This window comes from Deltaproteobacteria bacterium (assembly GCA_026388545.1).
GTDB lineage: Bacteria > Desulfobacterota > Syntrophia > Syntrophales > UBA2185 > JAPLJS01.
In genome coordinates this window covers 1-3,007 of the sequence record JAPLJS010000102.1, presented here as the reverse complement: position 1 = coordinate 3,007, position 3,007 = coordinate 1, and the positions used below count along the sequence as shown (strand labels likewise).

The 3,007-nt window shown below is 47.4% G+C and carries 4 protein-coding genes; all 4 read right to left on the bottom strand.

The features are described from left to right. Positions 1–247: 247 nt before the first annotated feature. Entirely contained in the window at positions 248–1,009 is a 762-nt protein-coding gene (pstB, locus tag NTW12_11855; protein ID MCX5847027.1) for a phosphate ABC transporter ATP-binding protein PstB, read from the bottom strand. Between the two features lie 2 nt (positions 1,010–1,011). Then, positions 1,012–1,866 (bottom strand): phosphate ABC transporter permease PstA, encoded by an 855-nt coding sequence (gene pstA / locus NTW12_11850; protein MCX5847026.1) that lies wholly within the window; start codon positions 1,864–1,866, stop codon positions 1,012–1,014. Between the two features lie 40 nt (positions 1,867–1,906). Further along, positions 1,907–2,794 carry a phosphate ABC transporter permease subunit PstC gene (gene pstC / locus NTW12_11845; GenBank protein ID MCX5847025.1) on the bottom strand — a complete coding sequence of 296 codons (888 nt, stop codon included), beginning with the start codon at positions 2,792–2,794 and terminating at the stop codon, positions 1,907–1,909. A gap of 7 nt (positions 2,795–2,801) precedes the next feature. Further along, positions 2,802–3,007: phosphate ABC transporter substrate-binding protein (locus tag NTW12_11840; protein MCX5847024.1), on the bottom strand; the 206-nt coding region annotated here is incomplete at its 5' end.

Here is a 3,007-nt window from a genome sequence, read left to right as displayed (position 1 = left end):
CAAGCCTTAAGGGAGATGAAACGGGCCGCATAGGGGAAATCGTCCCGGAAATCCGTTCTCATCCACAATTATCTTCAGTTGTCAAAGAACAGAACAACAAAAAACTTTTAAAAACCTTATTTTTCAGGACGAACTAATTAGCTTCTTCTCCCATTTAGATTCGAGGATACAGATGTGTCAGCTAATGCTGAGGAAGCCAGCAGCTTCTTTGCAGATGAACGAATTTTTAAGAAATCAAATATCCCCATCACCCGAATCTCCCGGTAATATAGTCTTCCGTTTGTTTCACATACGGATTGGTAAAAATCTTTTCCGTAGCGTTATATTCAATGAGCTTCCCTAAGTAGAAAAAACCGGTTTTCGATGAAATCCGGGCCGCCTGCTGCATGTTATGCGTAACAATGATTATGGTATATTTCTTCTTCAATTCATCAATCAATTCTTCAATTTTTGCCGTTGATATTGGATCAAGCGCCGAAGTCGGCTCATCCATGAGTATGACGTCCGGCTTCATGGCGAGCGCCCTGGCAATGCAAAGGCGCTGCTGCTGCCCCCCTGAAAGGTTCATCGCCGATTTATCCAGAATGTCCTTCACCTCTTCCCAGAGAACCGCCTGTTTTAAACTCTCTTCAACAAGAAATTCCAGATCACTCTTTTTCGTGATCCCTGCAAGCTTTGGCGCATAGGTGACATTGTTGAATATTGACTTTGGAAACGGATTGGGCTTTTGAAATACCATGCCGATTTTTCTCCGGATGTCTACGGGATCAACATCAGGATTATAAATACTCATGCCTTCAAAAATGACTTCTCCCTCGACACTGGTTCCATCGATGAGATCATTCATGCGGTTGAGTAATCGTAACAACGTGGACTTTCCGCAACCGGACGGTCCTATCAGGGCAGTCACCCGGTTCTTTTCAAAATCCATGGTGATATCAGTAAGCGCCCTGACCTGTCCGTAAAAGAAGTTTACATTCCTTAATTCGATTATACTGTTACCTTCCACAATTACCACCTTTTTTTCTTCCTTACATAACTCCTGATAACAATCGCAACAAGATTAACTCCCAAAACAAGTCCGACAAGAACCAATACCGTCCCAAATTGAATCGGCCTCGTCTGTTCTATGTGGGTACCTGCTGTAGCAAGTACATAAACATGGTAGGGGAGTGCCATGACTTCATCGAAGATGGAGCCGGGGAGCTTCGCTGTAAAGAATGCTGCCGCAGTAAACATAATCGGCGCCGTTTCACCCGCTGCCCTGCCGATACCCAGGATTGCTCCTGTAAGTATTCCGGGCAACGCCGTCGGTAAGACAATCTTATAAATGGTCTGCCATTTGGATATCCCGAGGGCCAGCGACGCCTCCCGGAATGTTTGCGGTACTGCTTTCAGAGCTTCTTCCGATGCCCCGATGATTGTCGGCAATACAAGGACGCCAAGGGTGAGCGCTCCGGAAAGAATGCATGATCCGAACTGAAGAAAAACAACGAAGAATCCGAGCCCAAATAATCCGAAGACAACTGAAGGAACTCCGGCCAGACAATTTATACCGATGCGGACCAGCCTGACAAACGTCCCCTGCTTCGCATATTCCGTAAGATAGATCGCCGACACTACGCCAAGAGGCAGGGCAACGGCGATTGCTCCTATCGTCAAGTATATTGTCCCCAGGATGGCCGGCATGATCCCGCCTTTGGTCATAGAATCCGTCGGCGGGAGGGTGATAAAGTCCCAACTGATGGCAGACACACCGTTTGCAATGATGTAAGCAATAAGACCACCGAGGACCACGGCAATCAGCAGTGCCGATAATCGAACAATGGTAAAAAACACGTGCTGTTTGAAATAACGCCACTTCATGGAATCTTTTCCGAATGATTATTTCTCTTGCGATGCTGCATCATAATGTTGCTGATCCGGTTTCTTTGAATTTTTGGGAAATATAGTCTGCGATGAGATTAAAGATCAGGGTCAAAAAAAACAAAACAATGCCGGTGGCAAAAAGGGCATGGTAGTGTCCGCTCCCGAAGGGAGCCTCGCCCATCTCCGCAGCGATACTTGCCGGCATCGGCCTGACGGATTCAAAGATACTCTCTGGAATGGCCGCCGCACCCCCGGCTACCATCAGCACGACCATGGTTTCCCCGATGGCCCTTGCCATACCGAGTATTACGGCTGTGGAAATTCCTGACAGAGCGGCCGGCATAATGACCTTAATAATGGTTTCATATTTCGTTGCGCCCAGGGCATACGATGCCTCCTTGAACTCCTGGGGCACGGCATAAAGTGCATCCTCCGAGATACTCGAAATAGTAGGTATTGCCATGATCGCCAGAATAACTGAAGCATTCACGATGTTAAGACCCGTCGGCAGATCAAAGGTATCTTGAAGAAAGGGGGCCACAACGACCATGCCGAAAAAACCGAGGACCACGGAAGGAAGCCCTGCCAAAAGTTCTATAATCGCCTTTGTAATATCTTTGATCGATGCCGGAGCAATCTCAGAAATGTAAACAGCAGAAAGAACCCCAAGAGGAACCGCAATCAGACATGAGAATAGGGTAACAACTGCGGAACCAATTATAAGTGGCCATATCCCGTAAGAGGGCGGATCATACGTGGGATACCATTCCTTCCCGAACAGGAAATCCACAACAGAAACTTCCTTGAATACAGGAATCCCTTCGCGGAAAAGGAAAACGACAATGAGCGCCAGGGTAAGCACCGAAACGAAGGCAAAAACGGCAAAAATACCCTTGATGATGGTTTCTCTCTGCTGTCTGGACATAAGATTATTATTTTTTACCTTTTTTTGACGGTTTTCCTTTGGCCTCGCCCGTTAGAGGAACAAACCCTTCCTTGGCGACCAGTTTCTGCCCGGCGGGACTCAACACAAACTTAATGAAGTTGGCAACTTCACCAGTCGGCTGCCCGTTGGTATACATGTAGAGGGGCCTGGCAACAGGGTACTCCTTGGAAAGGGCCGTCTTTGCAGAAGCCG

Excerpts from the sequence above, each read along its gene's own strand:
- pstC (MCX5847025.1), bottom strand. The coding sequence starts at position 2,794 with ATGTCCAGACAGCAGAGAGAAACCATCATCAAGGGTATTTTTGCCGTT.
- pstA (MCX5847026.1), bottom strand. The coding sequence starts at position 1,866 with ATGAAGTGGCGTTATTTCAAACAGCACGTGTTTTTTACCATTGTTCGA.